Annotated in this window: 17 protein-coding genes and 2 pseudogenes; 15 read left to right on the top strand and 4 right to left on the bottom strand. The window is 67.3% G+C overall.

All coding sequences use genetic code 11. The features are described from left to right. Window positions 1–80 precede the first annotated feature (80 nt). The 9 genes and pseudogenes from B7D75_RS22285 (at window position 81) to B7D75_RS22245 (ending at window position 10,760) form a co-directional block, all read left to right on the top strand. Window positions 81–1,019, top strand: coding sequence for a LysR substrate-binding domain-containing protein (locus B7D75_RS22285; RefSeq protein WP_034078315.1), 939 nt, complete (start codon window positions 81–83; stop codon window positions 1,017–1,019). Between the two features lie 234 nt (window positions 1,020–1,253). After that, window positions 1,254–2,678 (top strand): aldehyde dehydrogenase, encoded by a 1,425-nt coding sequence (aldA, locus tag B7D75_RS22280; protein WP_034078314.1) that lies wholly within the window; start codon window positions 1,254–1,256, stop codon window positions 2,676–2,678. Window positions 2,679–2,764: 86 nt separating this feature from the next. Then, window positions 2,765–4,060, top strand: a complete 1,296-nt coding sequence (locus B7D75_RS22275) for an MFS transporter (RefSeq protein WP_371106870.1) — start codon at window positions 2,765–2,767, stop codon at window positions 4,058–4,060. Then, window positions 4,057–5,273, top strand: a pseudogene (locus B7D75_RS22270) (mandelate racemase/muconate lactonizing enzyme family protein). Before B7D75_RS22275 ends, B7D75_RS22270 begins: the two are co-directional and overlap by 4 nt. 53 nt (window positions 5,274–5,326) lie before the next feature. Continuing rightward, the gene (locus B7D75_RS22265; protein ID WP_107114434.1) at window positions 5,327–6,970 is read left to right on the top strand and encodes a GMC family oxidoreductase; all 1,644 of its coding nucleotides are present in this window, start codon (window positions 5,327–5,329) and stop codon (window positions 6,968–6,970) included. Window positions 6,971–7,058: 88 nt separating this feature from the next. After that, window positions 7,059–7,643: a DJ-1/PfpI family protein gene (locus tag B7D75_RS22260; RefSeq protein WP_107114433.1), complete on the top strand. Its 585-nt coding sequence runs from the start codon at window positions 7,059–7,061 to the stop codon at window positions 7,641–7,643. 19 nt (window positions 7,644–7,662) lie between these two features. Further along, window positions 7,663–7,971, top strand: coding sequence for a ribbon-helix-helix domain-containing protein (locus B7D75_RS22255; protein ID WP_003101146.1), 309 nt, complete (start codon window positions 7,663–7,665; stop codon window positions 7,969–7,971). An 83-nt stretch (window positions 7,972–8,054) separates the two neighbouring features. Beyond that, complete coding sequence (locus B7D75_RS22250; protein ID WP_107114684.1) at window positions 8,055–9,362, top strand: Nramp family divalent metal transporter; 1,308 nt, start codon at window positions 8,055–8,057, stop codon at window positions 9,360–9,362. Window positions 9,363–9,641: 279 nt separating this feature from the next. Next, window positions 9,642–10,760: a dienelactone hydrolase family protein gene (locus tag B7D75_RS22245; RefSeq protein WP_003155449.1), complete on the top strand. Its 1,119-nt coding sequence runs from the start codon at window positions 9,642–9,644 to the stop codon at window positions 10,758–10,760. A gap of 68 nt (window positions 10,761–10,828) precedes the next feature. On the opposite strand, the gene B7D75_RS22240 is transcribed toward B7D75_RS22245, so the two are convergent. Further along, window positions 10,829–12,352 carry a fumarate hydratase gene (locus B7D75_RS22240; RefSeq protein WP_003155448.1) on the bottom strand — a complete coding sequence of 508 codons (1,524 nt, stop codon included), beginning with the start codon at window positions 12,350–12,352 and terminating at the stop codon, window positions 10,829–10,831. A 253-nt stretch (window positions 12,353–12,605) separates the two neighbouring features. Between B7D75_RS22240 and B7D75_RS22235 the strand changes: the two genes are divergently transcribed. The 3 genes and pseudogenes from B7D75_RS22235 to B7D75_RS22225 all read left to right on the top strand — a co-directional run bounded on the left by B7D75_RS22235 (window position 12,606) and on the right by B7D75_RS22225 (window position 15,494). Next, on the top strand, window positions 12,606–13,733 hold the full coding sequence (locus B7D75_RS22235) for a GGDEF domain-containing protein (protein WP_034078307.1): 1,128 nt from the start codon (window positions 12,606–12,608) through the stop codon (window positions 13,731–13,733). Next, window positions 13,726–14,655: pseudogene (locus tag B7D75_RS22230) on the top strand (iron-sulfur-binding ferredoxin reductase). Before B7D75_RS22235 ends, B7D75_RS22230 begins: the two are co-directional and overlap by 8 nt. Window positions 14,656–14,720: 65 nt before the next feature. After that, window positions 14,721–15,494: an enoyl-CoA hydratase-related protein gene (locus tag B7D75_RS22225; RefSeq protein WP_012077137.1), complete on the top strand. Its 774-nt coding sequence runs from the start codon at window positions 14,721–14,723 to the stop codon at window positions 15,492–15,494. An 85-nt stretch (window positions 15,495–15,579) separates the two neighbouring features. On the opposite strand, the gene pyk is transcribed toward B7D75_RS22225, so the two are convergent. The 3 genes from pyk to B7D75_RS22210 form a co-directional block, all read right to left on the bottom strand. After that, on the bottom strand, window positions 15,580–17,031 hold the full coding sequence (gene pyk, locus B7D75_RS22220) for a pyruvate kinase (protein ID WP_043102346.1): 1,452 nt from the start codon (window positions 17,029–17,031) through the stop codon (window positions 15,580–15,582). A gap of 82 nt (window positions 17,032–17,113) precedes the next feature. Beyond that, window positions 17,114–18,028 carry a universal stress protein gene (locus B7D75_RS22215; RefSeq protein ID WP_034078305.1) on the bottom strand — a complete coding sequence of 305 codons (915 nt, stop codon included), beginning with the start codon at window positions 18,026–18,028 and terminating at the stop codon, window positions 17,114–17,116. 84 nt (window positions 18,029–18,112) lie between these two features. Next, window positions 18,113–18,919: a tetratricopeptide repeat protein gene (locus tag B7D75_RS22210; RefSeq protein ID WP_034078304.1), complete on the bottom strand. Its 807-nt coding sequence runs from the start codon at window positions 18,917–18,919 to the stop codon at window positions 18,113–18,115. A 93-nt stretch (window positions 18,920–19,012) separates the two neighbouring features. Here B7D75_RS22210 and B7D75_RS22205 point away from each other — a divergent pair, with 93 nt between their 5' ends. The 3 genes from B7D75_RS22205 to B7D75_RS22195 all read left to right on the top strand — a co-directional run bounded on the left by B7D75_RS22205 (window position 19,013) and on the right by B7D75_RS22195 (window position 20,339). Further along, window positions 19,013–19,396, top strand: coding sequence for a tetratricopeptide repeat protein (locus tag B7D75_RS22205; RefSeq protein WP_003120855.1), 384 nt, complete (start codon window positions 19,013–19,015; stop codon window positions 19,394–19,396). A gap of 100 nt (window positions 19,397–19,496) precedes the next feature. Further along, window positions 19,497–19,919: a DUF4124 domain-containing protein gene (locus B7D75_RS22200; protein ID WP_012077135.1), complete on the top strand. Its 423-nt coding sequence runs from the start codon at window positions 19,497–19,499 to the stop codon at window positions 19,917–19,919. A gap of 60 nt (window positions 19,920–19,979) precedes the next feature. After that, window positions 19,980–20,339: a PilZ domain-containing protein gene (locus B7D75_RS22195; RefSeq protein WP_012077134.1), complete on the top strand. Its 360-nt coding sequence runs from the start codon at window positions 19,980–19,982 to the stop codon at window positions 20,337–20,339.

Below are 20,339 nucleotides of genomic sequence, written 5' to 3'. Positions count from 1 at the left end.
CGGCTGCGGTGACTCCGCGGCCGCTGCCATACTCAAATGCGCATGCCGCGTCCGACGGGGGCGCGAGGGGAGGGCCAGCGATGAAGCGCAAGATTCCGGCGCTCAATGCACTCAAGGCGTTCGAGGTGGCCGGCAGCACCGGTAGCTTCACCCGTGCCGCCGAACTGCTCAACGTCACCCAGAGCGCGGTCAGCCGCCAGGTGCGCCAGTTGGAGGAACAGCTCGGCGAACCGCTGCTGCAGCGCCGCCACCACCACCTGCAACTGACCGATGCAGGACGCATGTTGCTGCGCGCGCTGCAGCAGTCGTTCGACCGCATCGAGCTGACGGTGCGTGGCATCCAACAGCGCCAGCACCTCAACCGCCTGCGCCTGAACGCGCCGCCGACCTTCGCCAGCCGTTGGTTGCTGCCGCGCCTGGGGCGCCTGCGCGAGGCACATCCGGGGCTGGAGGTCACCCTCACCACCCATCTGCAGGACAGCCTGGCCGAGACCGGCACCCTGGACTGCGCCATCCGCTTCGGCAACGGCGAATGGGAGGGCCTGGACAGCTCGCTGCTGATGCACGAGAAGCACATTGCCGTGTGCGCGCCGGGCCTGCTGGTGCAGCGCGAGGAACAGGGCCTGGACCTGAACGGCATGACCCTGCTGCATGTGCTGGCCCGCGACGACCAGCGCTACCTGACCTGGAGCCATTGGCTGGCGGCGGCGAAGATCCAAGGCGTCGACTTGCAGGGCGGCTACGAGTTCGACCTGCTGGACATGGCCATCCGCGCCGCCATCGACGGCCTGGGCGTGACCATGGCTGATCGCCAGATGGTGGCCCGCGAACTGGTGGCCGGGCAACTGGTGCAGCTGCTCGACGTGCAGGTGGACGGCCACCAGTCCTACTGGTGGGTGAGTCGCCCGGAGCTGGAATTGCCGGAGCACGTGGAGCGCTTCCGCGATTGGCTGCTGGAAGAAGTGCAGCTGGCCGAGCGCAGCCTGGACAGTGCCGCGCACATCGTCAGTCCATGCTGAAACGCGCCTTGCGGCGATGAGATGGTGCGCCGGGTAACATGCGAAAAACGCAGGTTGCCCGGCGCTATTAATCGTTTGTCCGGCCTGCCGCTCCTGTCGAAACTTGGCCACCCAAGAACGACAAGAGCATTTCCCCATGCCTGCCCGCACCCGCTTGCCGGCGTGGCTTCGCGCCTGCACCGCGCTCCTCCTGTCGTTCCTTCGCCACCGCGTTGCTTGAACCCAGGAATGCCCATGCGTATTGACCAGAACTTCATCGACGGCCGTTTCCACGATTCCAGCGTGGACGAGCGTATCGCCGTATTCGACCCGGCCACCGAAGCCTGCATCGCCGAAGTGCCGGCGGCCAGCGAGGTCGAGGTGCTGAGCGCGGTCGAAGCCGCGCAACGGGCCCAGCGCGAGTGGGCCAGGCTGCCGGCCATCGAGCGCGGCGAGTACCTGCGGCGTTTCGCCGAGGCCATCGAGCGCAACGCTGCCAGTATCGGTGCAGCGCTGGCCCGCGAGTCCGGCAAGAGCGTGCAGGACGCCACCAACGAGGCCATCTACGCCGCGCAGGTCACCCGCTACCACGCCGAATGGGCACGGCGCATCGAAGGCGAGGTGATTCCCAGCGACTCGCGCGACGAGACCATCCTGCTGCAACGCGAGCCGATCGGCGTGGTGGCTTGCCTGATCCCCTTCAACTACCCGGTCTACACCCTGCTGCGCAAGGTCGCCCCGGCGCTGATCACCGGTAACGCGGTGGTGGTGCGGCCAAGCAACAATACGCCGACCTCCGCCTTCGAAATCGCCCGCGCCGCTGCGGAGGCCGAGCTGCCGGCCGGCGTGTTCAACGTGCTGACCATGGTCCACGAGGTCGCCGCCAGCCTCTGCCGGCACCCGGCGGTGGGCATGATCACTCTGACCGGTAGCGTCGGTGCCGGGCGTACCGTGCTCGACCACTGCAAGGCCAACATCGCCAAGCCGTCCTTGGAACTGGGCGGAAAGACCCCGGCGATCATCGAGGCCGACGCCGACCTGGAGCAGGCCGCCAGTGCCATCGCCGCGTCCAAGACCACTCATTGCGGTCAGCTGTGCACCGCCATCGAGCGCGTCTACGTACAGGCCAGCGTGCACGAGCGCTTCCTTGCCCTGCTGCGCGGGAAGCTAGCCTCCGTACGCAGCGGCGACCGCGCCGAGGACGCCACGCGCATGGGGCCGCTGGTCAACGCCCGCTCGCGCCAGGAGATCCACGCCAAGGTTCAGCGCGCTGTTGCCGAAGGCGCCGTGCTGGAATGCGGTGGCGTGCTGCCGGAAGGACCGGGGCATTTCTATCCCGCCACTCTGTTGAGCGAGTGCCGCCAGGACATGGAGATTGTCCAGGAGGAAATCTTCGGCCCGGTACTGCCGGTGCTGCGCTACGAGACCCTCGACGAAGCCCTTGCGATGGCCAACGACCACCAGTTCGGCCTGTGCTCGGTGCTCTACAGCGAGAGCTACCGCACGGCGATGACGGTGGCCAACGCCATCGAGGCCGGCGAGCTCTATGTCAACCGCACTCCCGCCGACCCCTATCAGGGCTACCACGCCGGCTGGAAACGCTCCGGCCTCGGTGGCGACGATGGCAAGCACGGAATGCTGGAGTTCACCCAGACCCGCCTGGTGGTCCTGAAGTACTGACGGACGGCGCAGGGCGCCTGCCTGCACCCTGCGCCGTCGCGTTTTCCGACATACCGCCGGCGTCACCGCCGGTCACGAGACGCATGATGAAAAAAACAATAAGTGCAGAGGCCATGCCCATGGCCGTTCCGTCCAGCGCCAATCTGTCCCGCTACCTGCAGTTGGCTCTGCTGGTGATCGCCGCCGGAGCCATCTACCCGATGCTCTACCTGCGCCAGGTGTACCAGAGCACCATGCTCGATGCCTTGGCTATCGGCAACAGCGAGCTGGGCTACCTCTACTCACTCCTCGGCTTCGCCTTCCTGGTCAGCTATCTGCCCAGCGGCTGGCTGGCCGACCGCTTCTCGCCACGCTATCTGATCAGCTTCTCGCTGCTGGGCACCGGCGTGCTGGGCCTGTGGTACGCACGATTGCCTGGCTTCCAGGCATTACTGGCGATTTTCTGCGGCTTCGGCATCACCACCGGGCTGACGTTCTGGGCCTCGTTGATCAAGCGAGTGAAGATGCTTGCCGGCGACGACGAGCAGGGCCGCTTCTTCGGCGTGCTCGACGGTGGCCGCGGTCTGATCGAGGCGCTGCTGGCCACCGTGGCGATCGCGCTGTTCGCCTATGTCACTGCAAGTGGGGAACGCAACGCCGAGGGCTTGCAACTGGTCATCCACTTCTACGCCGCCTGCTGCATCGCCCTCGGTGCGGTGCTGATGCTGCTGCGTGACCCTCAGGGCGCTCGCGACGAAGGCGCTGCCGCGGGCAAGGGCAAGCTGCTCGAAGACCTGCGCGTCCTGGCGCGCATCCCCGAGCTTTGGTTGGTGACCGCCATCGTGTTCTGTGGCTATCACTTCTTCTGGGCCACTTACAGCTTCTCGGCCTACCTGCAGGAAGGAGGCTTCGGTCTCAGTGCCACCATGGCCGGGCTGATCACCACCATCAAGCTGTGGATGCGCCCGGTCGGCGGCATTGGCGGCGGTTGGCTGGGCGACCGCTTCTCCAGGGCCGGAGTGCTGACCTGGGCCATGCTGCTCTCGGCCCTGGGCATGCTCGGCCTGGTACTGCTGCCGAGCATGCATCAGTTGGGCGTGCTGGTGTTCCTGGTGATCTTCATTGGCCTGATGACCTACGCCATCCGTGGCCTGTATTGGGCGATCCTCGACGACTGCCGCATCCCCCAGCGTGTTACCGGCCTGGCCATCGGCATCATCTCCCTGGTCGGCTATTCGCCGGATGTGTTCCTACCGCTGCTCAACGGCTGGATCAGCGACCGCTTCCCTGGCTTCTTCGGCTACCAGATCTACTTCTCCTATGTCGTGGCGGTTGGCCTGCTGGGCGTGGTCGCCACCCTGATCCTGAAGAAACGCATCGACAAGAGAGGGCGCCAAGCATGAAAGTCGTCTCCCTTCAGACCCATGTGGTCGCCGTCCCGCCGCCGCACATCGGCGGCATGTACTGGCTGTTCGTGATCCTCAAGACTGACTGCGGCATCGAGGGCGTCGGCGAGATCTACGCCTCCACCTTCCACCCCAGGGCGATGGTCCCGGTGATCCAGGACGTGTTCCAGCGCTACCTGCTGGACCAGGATCCGCACCACATCGAGCGCTTCTTCCGCCGTGCCTACTCCAGCGGCTTCACCCAGCGCCCGGACCTGACCATGATGGGCGTGGTCAGCGGCCTGGAGATGGCCTGCTGGGACATCGTCGGCAAGGCGGCGAACAGGCCGGTGTACGAACTGCTCGGCGGCAAGGTCCATGAGCGCCTGCGCTCCTACACCTACCTGTACCCGAAGAACGCTCGGGGGAGTACGACTACTCCGATCCGGACCTGGCCGCCGAATGCGCGGTGCACAACATGAACCTCGGCTTCAGTGCGCTGAAATTCGACCCGGCCGGGCCCTACACAGCGTTTTCCGGGCACCAGCTGTCGCTGGAGGTGCTGGAGCGCTGCGAGACCTTCTGCCGCCAGATCCGCGAAGCGGTGGGCAACCAGTGCGACCTGCTGTTCGGCACCCACGGGCAGATGGTGCCGTCCTCGGCCATCCGCCTCGCCAGGCGCCTGGAGAAGTACGACCCGCTGTGGTTCGAGGAGCCGATCCCGCCGGGCCAGGAAGAGGCCATGGGCCAGGTCGCGGCCAAGACCAGCATCCCCATCGCCACCGGCGAGCGGCTGACCACCAAGTACGAGTTCTTCCGCCTGCTGCAGGCCGGTGGCGCATCCATCCTGCAGATGAACGTGGGGCGCTGCGGCGGCCTGCTGGAGGGCAAGAAGATCGCCAGCCTGGCCGAAGCCTTCTACGCGCAGATCGCCCCGCACCTGTACAACGGCCCGATCGGCGCCGCGGCCAGCTTCCAGCTGGCGGCCTGCACGCCGAACTTCCTGATCCAGGAAAGCATCGGCACCTGGGATGGCTTCCACGCCGAGATCCTGAAGAAGCCGCTGCACTGGGAAGACGGCTACATCATCCCCTCCAGCGAACCCGGCCTTGGCGTGGAGCTGGACATGGACGTGGTGCGCCGCCACTCGCCCTACACCGACGAGCGCCTGCACCTGCAGATGGGCCCGGACCCGGTGGATGTCAAGGACACCGCCCCGGCCAAGGGCTGACCCACGCGCCCGCGGCGGTTGACGCGGGCCCCCTCACTTGCGGTACGAGATTCATGAACTACGACTACATCATCGTCGGCGCCGGCTCCGCCGGCTGCATTCTGGCCAGCCGCCTGAGCGAATCCGGCGAGCACAGCGTCCTGCTGCTGGAGGCCGGCGGCAAGGACGCATCGCCCTGGTTCAAGGTCCCGGTGGGCTTCGCCAAGCTCTACTACAACCCGACCTTCAACTGGATGTACTACAGCCAGCCGCAGCAGCAGCTCGCCGGACGCAAGCTGTACGCGCCGCGAGGCAAGGTGCAGGGCGGCTCCGGCTCGATCAATGCGATGATCTACGTACGCGGCCAGGCCCACGACTTCGACGACTGGGCAGCGAACGGCAACGACGGCTGGTCGTTCAAGGAGGTGCTGCCGTACTTCCGCAAGCTCGAATCCCATCCCCTGGGTGACAGCGAGTACCACGGCGCCAGCGGACCGATCCGCATCAGTCCGATGAAAGGTCATGCCCACCCGATCTGCGACGCCTTCCTCAAGGGTTGCGAGGAGCTGGGCTACCCGCGCAGCGAGGACTTCAACAGCGAGCGCTGCGAAGGCGCCGGCATCTACGACGTCAATACCCGCGACGGCCAGCGCTGCTCCAGCAGCTTCGCCTACCTGCACCCGGCGCTGGGCCGGCCGAACCTGCACGTCGAGCATTACGCCCTGACCGAGCGTGTGCTGTTCAACGAGAAACGCCGCGCCATCGGCGTGAGCGTCAGCCAGCATGGCGTGAAGCGCGAATTCCATGCCCGCCGCGAAGTGATACTGGCGGCCGGCGCGGTGGATTCGCCGAAGCTCCTGCAACTGTCCGGGGTGGCCGACCGCGAGCTGTTGCGCGAACATCGCATTCCCGAGGTGCTGCACCTGCCGGCGGTGGGCAGGAACCTGCAGGACCACCTGTGCGTCAGCTACTACTACAAGGCCAACGTGCGCACCCTCAACGACGAGTTCGGCTCCTTGCTGGGCCAGGTGAAGCTGGGCCTGAAGTACCTGCTCACCCGCAAGGGCCCACTGTCGATGAGCGTCAACCAGAGCGGCGGCTTCTTCCGCAGCGATGCCGGCCAGCGCCACCCGAACTTGCAGCTGTACTTCAACCCGCTGTCCTACCAGATTCCCAAGGACAGCAAGGCCCGCCTCAAGCCGGAGCCTTACTCGGGCTTCCTGCTGTGCTTCAACCCGTGTCGCCCGACCAGCCGCGGCGAAGTGCGCATAGCCTCGAAGAACCCGACCGACGCGGCGCTGATCGATCCCAACTACCTGAGCACCGCGAAGGACATCGACGAGGCGATCCAGGGCAGCCGGCTGATCCGCCGGATCATGAGCGCGCCGGCGCTCAAGGCGGTGACCGTGGAAGAAGTGCTGCCCGGACCGGCAGCGGACTCGGACGAGGCCATGCTGCGGTACTTTCGCGAGAACTGCGGCTCGATCTACCACCTGTGCGGCAGCTGCGCCATGGGTGCCGATCCGCAGGCCAGCGTGGTCGACAGGCGCCTGCGGGTGCACGGCATCGACGGCCTGCGTGTGGTGGATGCGTCGATCTTCCCCAATGTCACCTCGGGCAACACCAACGCCGCGGTGATGATGGTGGCGGAGAAGGGCGCCGAATTGATCCTGGAAGACGCCCGCCAGGTCGAGCACGGATGCTGCCGGTCCTTGTAGTAGTGGCTTATTACCCGCGTCCGCGATGAACGACTAACCTATCCGGCATGCCCGGCCGGCTGGCCAGGCCCCGCCCGAAGGAGTGCGCGTGATGGCTGCGAAGAAGATCCTGATGCTGGTCGGCGACTACGCCGAAGACTACGAGACCATGGTGCCGTTCCAGGCCCTGCAGATGGTCGGCCACCAGGTGCACGCGGTATGCCCGGACAAGAGCGCCGGGCAGAGCGTACGCACCGCCATCCACGATTTCGAAGGCGACCAGACCTACAGCGAGAAGCCGGGGCACAACTTCGCTCTCAACGCCGACTTTGCCCAGGCTCGCGCCGAGGATTACGATGCCCTGCTGATCCCCGGAGGACGCGCCCCCGAATACCTGCGCCTGAACGAGCAGGTGCTGGCCCTGGTGCGCGCCTTCGACGCCGCGCGCAAGCCGATCGCCGCGGTCTGCCATGGCGCGCAGCTGCTGGCCGCCGCTGGTGTCCTGCAAGGGCGGGCATGCAGCGCCTACCCGGCCTGCGCGCCGGAAGTGCGCCTGGCCGGCGGCGAGTACGTCGACATCCCGGTGGACCAGGCCCATGTCGACGGCCACCTGGTCACCGCGCCGGTCTGGCCGGCGCACCCGGCCTGGCTGGCGCGCTTCCTCGAGGTGCTCGGCACCCGTATCAGTCACTGAGATCCAGGAGGCTCCGCGCATGTGCGAACTCTATGTGAAAGCCGATCCGATCCTCTACGAATCGCGCTCGCGCTCCCTGCGCATCCGCGGGGTGGTGACCACCCTGCGCCTGGAGAACCAGTTCTGGGATATCCTCCGCGAGATCGCCGAAGGCGAGGGGCTGAGCACCAACCAGTTGATCACCAATCTCTACGAGGAAGTGATGGACTATCGCGGCGAAGTGCTCAACTTCGCTTCGTTCCTGCGCGTCAGTTGCACTCGCTACCTGGCGCAGCGGCGCGAGAAAGTCGCCGAGCTGAGCCTGGTCGGCCAGCGCGCCCAGGCCTGAGGCGAGGGAAGACGCGACCGGGGTGAAACGTTTAGGCTGGTTGCACTTCCTCCCCGATCCGGCGTCGCCTCGTGAAATACTCCCTGCCCACCACGGCCACCGCGCCGTTCTGTCCCTCGGCGGTCAGCCACAGCGTGGCGGTGCCGGCTGACGCCTCGCCGCTGCGCAAGCTGGCGCTGTTCGTCGGCCCCGGCCTGCTGGTCTCGGTCGGCTACATGGACCCCGGCAACTGGGCCACCGCCATCGAGGCGGGCTCGCGCTTCGGCTACGCGCTGCTGTTCGTAGTGGTGCTGGCGAGCTTTTCCGGGATGCTCCTGCAAAGCCTCTGTTCGCGCCTGGGGATCGCCACCGGCCGCGACCTCGCGCAGCTCTCCCGGGAGCGCTACCGGCCCGGCGTGGCGCGCGGCCAATGGCTGCTGGCGGAGCTGTCGATCGTCGCCACCGACCTTGCCGAGGTGCTCGGCGCGGCGCTGGCCTTCCACCTGCTGCTGGGCGTCTCGATCACCACCGGGGTGGTGCTCACCGCCTTCGATACCCTGATCGTGCTGGCCCTGCAGGGCGCCAACTTCCGCCGCCTGGAAGCCATCGTCCTGGGCCTGATCGCCACCATCGGCGCGTGCTTCTTCGTCGAACTGGTGCTGATCAAGCCCTACTGGCCCGACGTCGCCGCCGGCCTGCGGCCGTCCTGGGACACGCTGGGCAGCCAGGAGCCGCTGTACCTGGCGATCGGCATCCTCGGCGCGACGGTGATGCCGCACAACCTCTACCTGCATTCCTCCGTGGTACAGACCCGGGTCAACGGCGACGACGCGGCGAGCAAGCGCTCGGCGATCCGCTTCTCACGGTTCGACACCATCGGCTCGCTGTCCCTGGCACTGCTGGTCAACGCGGCGATCCTGATCCTTGCCGCCGCCGCCTTCCACGGCACTGGCCATACCGAGGTGGTGGAGATCCAGGACGCCTACCACCTGCTCGACCCGCTGGTGGGAGGCGCCCTGGCCAGCTTCCTGTTCGGTTTCGCCCTGCTGGCGGCCGGGCAGAGTTCGACCTTCACCGGCACCATCGCCGGCCAGGTGGTGATGGAGGGTTTCCTCCGCGCGAAGATTCCCTGCTGGCAGCGGCGCCTGATCACCCGCGGCCTGGCCCTGATACCGGCACTGCTCGGTGTGCTCTGGCTCGGCGAGGGCGCGGTGGGCAAGCTGCTGGTGCTCAGCCAGGTGCTGCTGAGCCTGCAACTGCCGTTCGCGCTATGGCCGCTGATCCGCTTCAGCGGCGACCGGGGCCTGATGGGTGAATTCGTCAACCCGCCCTGGGTGAGCGCGCTGGCCTGGCTGCTGTTCGGCCTGATCTCGGCGGCGAACCTGGCCCTGCTGTACTTCTGGTTCGCCTGAGAACGCTCGGCTCCGGCCCGAGCCTGGAGAGCCAGGGGAATTCCCCGGCCGCGCGTTCTTTTCCCCAAGTGTGAGCTGGGTCGCGCGCTCGGCTTTCTCCGTGGAACCCCCGCATGGATGGGGCGTCAGCGGGAAAGTCATTCCGGCTGCTCTTTCGAATCCCGGTCCAGTCCTGTCCATGCGGACGATGTGGGCAACCTTGTCCTTTGTCCCCGGGAACGCCGGCGGTCGGCGATGACTGTCTTCGACGCAATGTCCACGACCAACGGGAGTGCAGCAATGAAAAGAACCAGCCGCGGGTTTCTCTTGCTCATCGGGCTCGCACTGAATGGCGGGCCGACGTTTGCCACGGACCACCTGGACCGGCGGATCGGCGAGACCATCCTCTACGAGCGGATCTCGCCCCGCCCGGGCAAGTCCTTCGTGATCCGGGTGAACACCTTCCTACCCTCGGGACCGGGGCCGTTCCCCCTGGTCATCCTCAACCATGGCATCGACCCCGACGGTAGCCGGGACCGCGTACGCTTCCAGGTGCCCGCGCGCGAGTTCGTCCAGCGCGGCTACGCCGTGATGGTGCCGCAGCGACGTTCCTTCGGCGGTTCCGAGGGGCCGCGCGACTGGCCGGACTGCCAGCCCGGCGCCTATACCCGCGAGGCGCAGCGCGAAATCCACGCTACCCTGCGGCTGGCCCTGGCGCGCGACGACATCGACACGCGGCGGATCCTCCTTGTGGGTCATTCGGTGGGTGGCCTGGTGGGACTGAAGACAGCCGAGCAGGACTTGCCTGGCGTCGTCGGCGTCGTAAACATGGCGGGCGGCTTCCGCTGGGAAAATTGCGACTGGCAGACGCCGTTGCTGGAAGAGATGCGCCAGGCCGCAGCCTCTCGGATACCCTCCCTCTGGGTGTACGCGGAAAACGACCGGATGTTCCCGCCGGAGCTGGCCCGGCAGCTGTTCGCCAGCTACCGCCAGGCGGGGGGCGCGGGGCGCCTGCGAGTGCTGGCTGCGCATCCCGGCGACGGTCATCTGTTCTTCCCTGAGCGGAGCGGACTGCAAGCCTGGTGGCCGGAGGTAGAGGGGTTCATGCGGGCCGTGGGATTGCCGACGCGCAAGGTGCGGCACATCGCCGAAACCAGGCGTCCGGGCGAGAGCGGGTTCGCCGCCATCGGGGACGTCGACAGCGTGCCGTTCGTCGAGCACGAGCGTGAAGCCGGCGGCAAGGACTACCGGACCTTCCTCGAGGCTGCCGGTCAACGGGCTTTCGCCCTGAGCGAGGATGGGGACGCCTGGGGCTGGTCGGTTTCCGCCAATCCGCTGGACGAAGCGCTGGAGTACTGCAACACCAACTCGTCGACCCCCTGTCGGGCCTATGCGCTCGACCAGCAGGTGGTCTGGTAGCGGGATGCGGGCGTCCCTAACGGAAAAGCCCGGCGCAAGGCCGGGCTTTTCCTCTGGGGCGGCGCGCTCTACTTGACTTCCACCGCCAGGCTTTCGCTGATCTTCTTCTGCCAGACCGCCGGGCCGGTGATGTGCACCGACTCGCCGTTGGTATCGACCGCGACGGTGACCGGCATGTCCTTCACGTCGAATTCGTAGATCGCTTCCATGCCCAGTTCGGCGAAGGCCAGGACCCTGGACTTCTTGATCGCCTGGGCAACCAGGTAGGCGGCGCCGCCGACGGCCATCAGATAGACGGCCTTGTTGTCCTTGATCGCCTCGATCGCGATTGGGCCGCGCTCGGACTTGCCGATCATGCCCAGCAGGCCGGTCTGTTCGAGGATCTGCCGGGTGAACTTGTCCATCCGGGTGGCGGTGGTGGGACCGGCCGGACCGACCACTTCGTCGCCGACCGGATCGACCGGGCCGACGTAGTAGATGAAGCGGCCTTTCAGGTCCACCGGCAGTTCTTCGCCCTTGTTCAGCATGTCGACCATGCGCTTGTGGGCGGCATCGCGGCCGGTGAGCATCTTGCCGTTGAGCAGCAGGGTCTCGCCCGGCTTCCAGCTCCGCACCTCTTCCGGGGTGATGCTGTCCAGGTCGACGCGGCGCGCGGACGGACCGGCTTCCCAGACGATCTCCGGGTAGGCGTCCAGCGGCGGCGCTTCCAGCTCGGCCGGGCCGGAACCGTCGAGGACGAAGTGGGCGTGGCGGGTGGCGGCGCAGTTGGGGATCATGCACACCGGCAGCGAAGCGGCGTGGGTCGGGTAGTCCATGATCTTGACGTCGAGCACGGTGGTCAGGCCGCCCAGGCCCTGGGCGCCGATGCCCAGCTGGTTGACCTTCTCGAACAGTTCCAGGCGCAGTTCCTCGATGCGGTTCTGCGGGCCGCGGGCCTTCAGCTCGTGAATGTCGATCGGGTCCATCAGGACCTCCTTGGCCATCACCGCGGCCTTCTCCGCGGTACCGCCGATGCCGATGCCGAGCATGCCTGGCGGGCACCAGCCGGCGCCCATGGTCGGAACGGTCTTGAGCACCCAGTCGACGATCGAGTCGGACGGGTTGAGCATGGCCATCTTCGACTTGTTCTCCGAGCCGCCGCCCTTGGCCGCGACATCGACCTCGACCTTGTCGCCGGGGACGAGGGAATAGTGGATCACCGCCGGGGTGTTGTCCCTGGTGTTCTTCCGCGCTCCGGCCGGGTCGGCCAGGATCGAGGCGCGCAGGACGTTTTCCGGCAGGTTGTAGGCGCGGCGCACGCCTTCGTTGATCATGTCGTCGACGCTCATGGTGGCGCCGTCCCAGCGCACGTCCATGCCGACCCGGACGAACACGGTGACGATTCCGGTGTCCTGGCAGATCGGGCGGTGCCCGGTGGCGCACATGCGCGAGTTGATCAGGATCTGCGCCATGGAGTCGCGGGCGGCGGGCGACTCTTCGCGCAGGTAGGCCTCATGCATGGCCTGGATGAAATCGACCGGGTGGTAGTAGGAGATGAACTGCAGGGCATCGGCGACGCTCTGGATCAGGTCGTCTTGCTTGATCACGGCCATGGAGCACGGTCCTCTTCAGGCGGGTAATTCGGCGGCGGGTCAGGGTCACGGAACCGGCCGCAGCCGAGGAGCGCGCCGGTCAGGCACCGGCGCAAAAAAGGCGGAACAGTATAGCCCTTCCCACGCGACAGGCGCACGCGCCGGCGATCAGACCTTGGTCGGCCGGGGTGCGACTAGCTGGCTGTTCGTTCGACTAGGCAACCCGCGGGGGGAAGGGTACATTGCGGCCAGGTGCCATTACGGGACGGAGCCCATGCGCACAGACAAGCCCCCTCTGAAGCAGCGCGCCCTGCAAAAGCTCTTGCTCCGCCGGTTCGGCATGGCCGCCGGCACCTACCTGTTCGGCCTGGTCCTGCTCTGGCTGGCGGTGCTCAGCGGTTTCTACCGGGCCGCGCCGACCACCGCGGCGCTCAGCACCACCCTGGTGGTGGCTTGCCAGCTGGCGTTCCTCTGGCTGTTCGCCAGTGGCCGCAACCTGCGTTACGCCGATCCCAGCCTGACCGAGCCGCAGGTGCTGGTGGCGATCGTCTGGCTGACCTACTTCCTTTATCACGTCGACAGCCTGCGCGGCACTTTCATGGTGTTCTACGTGCTGGCCCTGTTGTTCGGCATATTCCAGTTGCCGCCACGGGTCTTCGCCCGCTGCGCAGCGCTGGCGTTCATCGCCTTCTCCGGCATCCATCTGGTGGAAGTCCTGCAGCGGCGCCTCGAACTGCCGGGGCGCGCCGCACTGCAGGTGCTGGTGCTGTTCATCGTGCTGGTCTGGCTGAGCCTGTTCGCCAGCTACGTGCAGGCGATGCGCCAGCGCATGCGCCAGCGCCGCTATGCCCTGCAGGCGCACCAGGACACCCTGCGCGGAATGATGCGCCAGCTGGAAGACCTGGTCGCCACCGACGAACTCACCGGCCTGTTCAACCGTCGCCACTTCATGCGCATGGCCGGGCGCGCACTGGAAGACCTGTTGCCGAACCGGCAGCACGGCCTGGCGTTGATCGACCTCGATCACTTCAAGCGGATCAACGACCGCCACGGCCATGCCGCCGGCGACCGCGTGCTGCAGACCTTCGCCGCGGTGGCGCGCTCCTGTCTGCGCGACGGTGACATCCTGGCCCGCTACGGTGGCGAGGAATTCGTCCTGCTGCTGCCGCACGCCGATGCCGAGCAGCTGGAAAGTTGTTGCGAGCGCCTGCGCCTGGCGTTCGAACAGGCGGAACCGGTGGGTGTGGCGGTGGAGGTCCTGAGCCTGTCGGTGGGCATGACCCTGCTGTATGCCGACGACGATCTCGACGAGGCCTTGCAGCGGGCCGACCAGGCGCTCTACCGTGCCAAGCGCGGCGGACGAAACCGCTGCGACGCCACCTGGGAGGTCACCAGTGCCTGAGATCCGGGTCGGCGAGCGACGCCTGGTCGTCGCCGCCGGCAGCAACCTGCTGGACGCGCTGCTCGCCGGCGCTATCGCCTTGCCCTATAGCTGCCGGGCCGGCAGTTGCCATGCCTGCCTGGTGCAATGCCTGGACGGCGAGGTGGAGGACCTGTTGCCCGAGGCGCTCGACGCCGAGCGGCGCGAACAGGGCTGGCGGCTGGCGTGCCAGTGCCGGGTCCGCGGCGACCTCGCCTTGCAGCCTTTCGACCCGGCGCGCGACGGACTGCCGGCCCGGGTGGTCGCTTGCGACTGGCTGGATGGCCAGGTGCTGCGCCTGCGCCTGGAACCGCAGCGGCCGTTGCGCTATCGCGCCGGGTAGCACCTGCTGCTGTGGAGCGAGGATGGCGTGGCGCGGCCCTACTCGCTGGCCAGCCTGCCCAACGAGGACCCCTGGCTGGAATTCCACATCGATTGCCGCGAGCCCGGCGCCTTCCGCGACCGCGCCCGCCAGTTGGCGCCCGGCGCCAGCCTGCGGCTCGGCGAGCTGCGCGGCGGGGCGTTGCATTACGAACCCGACTGGCAGGACCGGCCGTTGCTGCTGATGGCCGCCGGCACCGGCCTGGCCCCGCTCTGGGGCATTCTGCGCGAGGCCCTGCGCGGCGGGCACCAGGCGCCGATCCAACTGCTGCACCTGGCGCGCGAGCATTACCTGGCCGGCGAACTCGCCGGGTTGGCCGCGCAATACCCGCAGTTGCGGACCAGCCTGATCACGGCGGCGCAGTTGCCCTCTGCGTTGGCCGATCTCCGCCTTGTTCCCCGGCGCAGCCTGGCCTTACTCTGCGGCCAGCCCGCCAGTGTCGAGCGCTTCGCCCGGCATCTCTACCTGGCCGGCGTGCCGCGTAGCCAGACACTCGCGGACCTGTTCCTGCCCCACGCCTGAGCGGCGCTGGCGGCAGGGCCTTGCAGCGATTGCCGCGGCCGCGCGCCGCATTCCTGGGAGTGACGATGAGCGAGCTGATTCGGGTCGAGCGCGAGGCGGGTCTGCTGACCCTGCGTCTGGACCGCCTGGACAAGAAGAACGCGCTGACCCGCGCGATGTACAGCCGGATGGCCGAGGCGCTGCTGGAGGCGCAGGCCGATACGGCTGTGCGGGTGGTGCTGATCACTGGTGGCGACGCCTGTTTCACCAGCGGCAACGACATCCTCGATTTTCTCGAGCAGCCGCCGTCCCTGCGCGACAGCCCGGTCGGCCGCTTCATGAGCGCCCTGCTGGAATTTCCCAAGCCGGTGATCGCCGCGGTGAACGGTCCGGCGGTCGGCATCGGCACCACCCTGCTGCTGCATTGCGACCTGGTCTACGTCGGACGCAACGCGCGACTGAAGATGCCTTTCGCCAACCTCGGCCTGACCCCGGAGTTCGGCTCCAGCCTGATCCTGCCGCGCATGCTCGGTCATGCCAGGGCCGCCGAGCTGCTGTTGCTCGGGCAGGACTTCAGCGGCGAGCAGGCCGCCGCCTGGGGCCTGGCCAACGCGGCGCTGGAGGATGGCGCCACGGTCCTGGAGCACGCCCGCGATGCGGCGCGGCGCTTCCTGCACCTGGCGCCGTCGGCGGTAGTGGAGAGCAAGCGTCTGATGAAAGCGCCATTCATCGAGGAGCTTCGTCGGGTGATCGCCGAGGAAGGCGATATCTTCAGTGCCCGTCTGCGCTCACCCGAGGCGATCGAGGCGCTCAGCGCCTTCATGCACCGGCGCCAGCCGGATTTCTCCAGGTTCGCCTGAGCGCGCCGTTGTCGGGCTGGCGGGACGCCGATCCGTAGGGCGGATAACGCTCCAGGCGTTATCCGCCGCGACGTGCGTGAGGCGCTTATACCAGCAGGTCGCCGACGTGCAGGACCTTCATGGTGTTGGTCCCGCCCTGGGCGGTATAGCTGTCGCCCTTGGTCAGGATCACCCAGTCGCCCTTGGTCACCACGCCGCGCTTGAGCAGTTCGTCGACCGCGGCCTGGCTGACCTTTTCCGGCGGCAGCGCGGCCGGGTCGAAGGGGATGGTCTCCACGCCGCGGAACATGGCCACGCGGGCCTGGGTCTCGCGGTGCGGGGAATAGGCGTAGATCGGTACCGAGGAGCGGATGCGCGACATGATCAGCGGGGTGAAGCCGCTTTCGGTCAGGCAGATGATCGCCTTGATCCCCGGGAAGTGGTTGGCGGTATACATCGACGCCAGGGCGATGCTCTCGTCGCAGCGGTCGAAGGTCTGGCCGAGGCGGTGGCTGGACTTCTGGCTGGTCGGGTGCTTCTCGGCGCCCTGGCAGACGCGGGCCATGGCTTTCACCGCTTCCACCGGGTATTCGCCGGCGGCGCTTTCCGCCGAGAGCATCACCGCGTCGGTGTAGTCGAGCACGGCGTTGGCCACGTCGGAGACTTCCGCGCGGGTCGGCATCGGGCTGTGGATCATCGACTCCATCATCTGGGTCGCGGTGATCACCACTTTATTGTTGCGGCGGGCGTGCAGGATGATCTTCTTCTGGATGCCGACCAGCTCGGCATCGCCGATTTCCACGCCGAGGTCGCCGCGCGCCACCATCACCGCGTCGCTGGCGCGGATCAGGCCGTCGAGGGCGTCATCGTCGGCCACCGCTTCGGCGCGTTCGATCTTGGCCACCAGCCAGGCCTTGCCACCGGCCTCGGTGAGCAGGCTGCGGGCGTATTCCATGTCCTTGGCGTCGCGCGGGAAGGAAACGGCCACGTAGTCCAGGTCCATGTCCGCGGCCAGCTTGATGTCGGCCTTGTCCTTGTCGGTCAGCGCCGGCGCGGTGAGACCGCCGCCGCGGCGGTTGATGCCCTTGTGGTCGGACAGCGGGCCGCCGATCAGCACCCGGCAGCGCAGTTCGTCGGCGGCGACTTCCTCGACCACCATCACCACCCGGCCGTCGTCCAGCAGCAGTTCGTCGCCGACACCGCAGTCCTTCACCAGGTCCGGATAGTCGATGCCGACCACTTCCTGGGTGCCGGCGTCGCGCGGGTGGCTGGTGGAGAAGCGGAACCTGTCGCCGACCTGCAATTCGATGCGCTTGCTGGCGAACTTGGCGATGCGGATCTTCGGTCCTTGCAGGTCGCCGAGCAGGGCGACGAAGCGGCCGTGCTTGGCCGCCAGCTCGCGCACCAGCCTGGCGCGGGCACGGTGTTCATCGGGGGTGCCGTGGGAGAAGTTGAGGCGGGCGACGTCGATCCCGGCCAGGATCAGCTGCTCCAGCACTTCCGGGGAATTGCTGGCTGGGCCGAGGGTGGCGACGATTTTGGTGCGGCGAACGGACATGCAAAGGACTCCTTGGATAACGCTGGCGTGCAGGCTACCACCGGCGAGGCTCGGCGGCGACTGCGGAGTCATACTATCTGCATCAGATGTCATTTGTCGGTTTGAGCACCAGCAGGTCGCACTCCACCTCTTCCAGCACCCGTTCGGCGGTCTGCCCGATCAGCGCGTTGTCCAGGTGCCCGCGGGCGACCGCGCCCATCAGCAGCAGGTCGATGTCGTTGGCCCGGACGAAGTCGGGAATCGCCTGCTCGGCGTAGCCGGCCAGCAGGTGGCGGCGCTCCGCGGCGACCTGCGGATAAGCCGCCAGCAGATCGTCGAAAGCCTGGCGGTGTCGTTCCTCGTGCTGCAGCACGAAGCGCTCGTAGCCGGCGAGCATCTCCGCGTCGAACAGCAGGCTGCGCGGCATTGCCGCGTAGGCATGGAGATAGTCGGCGCGCAGGCCGAGGCTGGCCTCCAGGCGCTCGGCGGCGGCGATCAGCTGGTGGTCGAGGGCCGCTGGCTTGTCGCTGGCGTGCAGCGGGTCCAGCGCCGCGCACAGGCGCTGGCCGCGCCAGGTATCGTGATGCACCAGCCAGAGCGGCTGCGGGCAGTGGCGGATCAGTTGCCAGTCGCTGTTGCCCAGCAGCAGGCGGCGCAGCAGGTTGTGCCTGCGGGTACTCTTGAGGACCAGGTCGGGGCGAGTTTCGTCGACCCGCTGCAGGACCATCCGGTCCAGCGGCTTGCCCCACAGGGCCTCGACCCGGGTGCGGAGGCCGGCCTGCTGCAGCGGCATGGAAAGCTGCTCCAGCCAGGTGACCCGTTCGTCCAGGTAAAGGTCGCGGGCGCGCCTCAGGGAGTGGCTGTCGAAGAACAGCCCGCCGTCCAGCGCCGGGTTGAAGTCGCACAGCAGCAATTCGACGCTGGCGCCGCTGCGCTCGGCGATCCACTGCGCGCGGGTGAGAGCCGGTTGTTCGTCGCTGCTCGGGTCGATGACCACCAGCAGGTTCTGCAGGTTCATGGCAACGCTCCTGGCTGTGGGCGAGAATGCCATTGCAGACCAGGCGCCGCGTCGGGCGCTTGATCTGGGTCAGTCCGGCGGGTATCAGCGCGGCTGCGCGTTGAGAGCCTGGTCGAGGTGCCGGCTGGCCTTGTTCGACAGATCCCCTTCAGGATAGTCGAGCAACTGGCGGCGCAGGTATTCGATGGCCTTGTCGCGGTTGGGGTGCGGGTTGTCCGGCGCCAGGTACATCAGGCCGAGCTGGTAGAGGGCCTTTTCCTTTATACCGGCGGGAATCGCCGGATCGTTGACCGCCAGCAGGTAGAGCTCGGCGGCTTCGTCGACGCGATCCTTGAGCACCGCCCGGCGCGACAGCAGGGTCATGTCCGGGTCGAGGCTGGTCTTGTAGAGGTCGAGGTTCTGCTGTGGCTTCCAGGTGGCGAGCAATTCGCGGGCGCTCTTCTGCACCGGCTCCCTGGCCCGCTGGCGCATCGCCAGCAGGCGCGCCTGGGCATGCTCGGCGGCGTGGGTGCCGGGAAACTCGCGGATCACGCGCTGGAAGTAGTCGGTGGCCCTGGCGTCGTCGCGCTGGTCGTTGTAGCGGCTCATGTAGATCAGGCCGATCTGGTACAGCGAGATGCCGCGCACCTCGGCGCTGTAGCGGTCATTGTCGTAGCCGGTGAGGTAGAGCTTCTCCGCCTCGGCGCTCCTGTTGTCGCGGATCGCCATGGCGCTGTAGGTCAGCAGGTCGCCTTCCTCCTCGATGGCGGCGGTCATGCGGTTGCTCTTCATCTGCTTGTATTCGGCGACTTCGCCTGTGGTGACCTGGGCGACGAACAACGGCGTGGTCGGCGAACAGGCGGCCAGCAGCGACAGCAGCGGGGGCAGGACGAGACGGCGGGCGAAGCGCATGGCATCTCCTTGGCGCCAGGGCGAGGGCCGCTCCAGTCTAGTCAGGCCCTTCAGCCACGCCAATACGCGCCGATACAGTACCCAACGGAGGATATGCCTATGCGAAGCTTGATCGTTGCCTGCCTGGCGCTGAGTGCCACCGGCTGTAACAGCTGGTCGCTGAACAGCGACCTGAACGGGGCCTACCGCGCCTACGACAAGGGCGATTGCGCACAGGTGATGCTCGACCTGTCGCGCGCCGAGCGGCGGATCCGCGCGCGGCCCTACCTGCAGCCGGAAATCTCGCTGCTGCGCGGGCAGTGCCTGGAGCGCCAAAGCCTGTTCGTCGACGCGGCGCAGACCTACCACTTCATCATCGCCCGCTACCCCACCAGCGAATATGCCTACCGTGCCAAGGCGCGGCTGGAGACGCTGCGCCAACTGGGCCGGCTGAGCGAGACGCCGGCCTCGGCCAGTGCCGTGCCAACCCGCCTGTAGGCGCCCGGCGGATTGGACGGGCGTTCAGGCTGACCGTCGGTCGCGTGCAGGCCTGGCCGATCCGGTAAGCTGCGCCCTGGATTTCACGGAGGAGGTTCGCATGCGTGCCCTGTGGTTCTGTCTCGGTCTGCTGCCCTTGCTGGCACAGGCGGACATCTATCGCTGGACCGATGCCCAGGGCAAGGTGCACTTCTCCGCCACGCCACCGGCCGGCGCGCAACGCGTCGAAGTCAGGCCGCAGGTGGTGGAGCGTGACGCCGCCACCCTTCAGCGCGAGCAGCGCACCCGGGAGTATTTCGATGCTCGCCGCGAGGAACGCGACGCCGCCGCCGAACGCGCCGGCCAGCGCCAGGCCGCGCTGGCCGAGGAGTGCGGGCGCTTGCGGCAACAGTTGTCCCGGCTCGAACGCGGCGGCCGCTTCTATCGGCAGGACGCCGGCGGCGAGCAGGTTTACCTGAGCGATGCCGAGCTGGACGCCATTCGTCGCGAACTGACCTCGCGGGAGTCCGAACGCTGCCGCTGAGCTTGTTCCGCGAGCGCCGGCATCGTCATACTGGACTGCAAATCATAGCGAAATGCCATTATGGGTCATCAACGACATATCCAGCGCCATCAGTTGCCCAGCTACCTGAAGGTGTTCAATCGCATCACCGACAAGCCGATGGGCTATATCGGCAATGTCTCCGAGGACGGCCTGCTGCTCATCAGCCAACTGCCGATGCTGGTCGGCGCACGTTTCGAACTGCGCCTGAAGGTTCCGGGACTGGGCGGCCGCCCGCAATGCATCGACTTTTCCGCCGACTGCCAGTGGACCCGCGAGGACGTCACGCCCGGTCATTTCGACTCCGGCTTCCACCTGTTGGCGCCGCCCGCCGAGTTCCTCGAACTGGTCGAGGCGTTGCGCCGCTACTTCAGCTTCCCGCGCCAGCCGCAATCGGTCTGA

The organism is Pseudomonas paraeruginosa (assembly GCF_003025345.2).
GTDB lineage: Bacteria > Pseudomonadota > Gammaproteobacteria > Pseudomonadales > Pseudomonadaceae > Pseudomonas > Pseudomonas paraeruginosa.
This window is presented reverse-complemented; position numbering and strand designations above follow the sequence as displayed.